The 877-nt window shown below is 78.9% G+C and carries 1 protein-coding gene; it reads right to left on the bottom strand.

Annotated elements, in window-relative coordinates:
- Positions 1 to 41: 41 nt before the first annotated feature.
- Complete coding sequence (locus CRM73_RS19410) at positions 42 to 782, bottom strand: copper chaperone PCu(A)C (protein WP_229588825.1); 741 nt, start codon at positions 780 to 782, stop codon at positions 42 to 44.
- Between the last annotated feature and the right edge of the window lie 95 nt (positions 783 to 877).

Raw genomic sequence — 877 nt, 5'->3', positions numbered from 1 at the left:
CGCCCGCCACGAGCAGGCGCCGCCGGTCCAGGCCGCGGGCCTCACCCACGGCAGCCCGGCAGGTCCGCCGCCGGCGTGGCCCCGGAGGGCGACCCCGTCCCGCTCGCGTGGCCCCCGGCGTGCCCCTCGCCGTCGTCCGCGTGGTCGTCCTCGCCGGCGTCCTCGTCCTCGCCGTGGCCCGGGGCGTACTCCTCCTGGGCGCCCGCGTAGTCGCGGACGGCCGCCGTGACCGTCTGCTGGGTCCCGTCCTCGAAGCGCAGGACGAGCTCGAGGTCGTCCCCGGCACGGAGCCCGCAGCGCAGGTCCAGGAGCATGAGGTGGTCCGCCCCGGGCTCGAGGGCGTAGGACTCCCCCGGCGCGATGCCGACCGGGTCCTGCATCCGCTGCATGACCGTGCTGCCGGTCTCGGGGTCGAGCACGGTCTCGTGCAGCTCGACCGCCCCGGCGACGCCCTCGGCGGACGCGCCGGTGAGCACGACCGGGGCGTCGCCCTCGTTGACGAGGGTGCCGAACACCCCGGTCATCCCCCCGGCGGGGCCCGCCTTCGCCCAGGGCTGCTCCACGGTGAGCGGTTCGTGCGCGGCGGCGCCCCCGGCGTCGTGCGGGGAGGGGGCGCCGGAGGCGGAGGTGGACGCGGCGGACGGTGCCGGCTCCTGGGCGGAGGACGCGCAGCCCGTGAGCGCGAGGGCGCCGAGGGCGAGGACGGTGCCGGTGCGCAGCAGCGCGGCGGGCAGTGAGGTGGGCAGGGAGGTGGGCAGGGAGGTGGGCAGGGAAGTGGGCATGGGTGCTCCTGGGAGTCGATGACGAGGATGCGCGGGGCGGGCACGCGCGGGAGGGTGCACGGCGGCAGCCCCCGGGGGCGCGGCGGCGCCCGGCG

The sequence above is a fragment of the Kocuria sp. CCUG 69068 genome (assembly GCF_020833785.1).
Classification (GTDB): Bacteria; Actinomycetota; Actinomycetes; order Actinomycetales; family Micrococcaceae; genus Kocuria; species Kocuria rosea.
This window is presented reverse-complemented; position numbering and strand designations above follow the sequence as displayed.

Excerpts from the sequence above, each read along its gene's own strand:
- CRM73_RS19410 (WP_229588825.1), bottom strand. The coding sequence starts at position 782 with ATGCCCACTTCCCTGCCCACCTCCCTGCCCACCTCCCTGCCCACCTCA.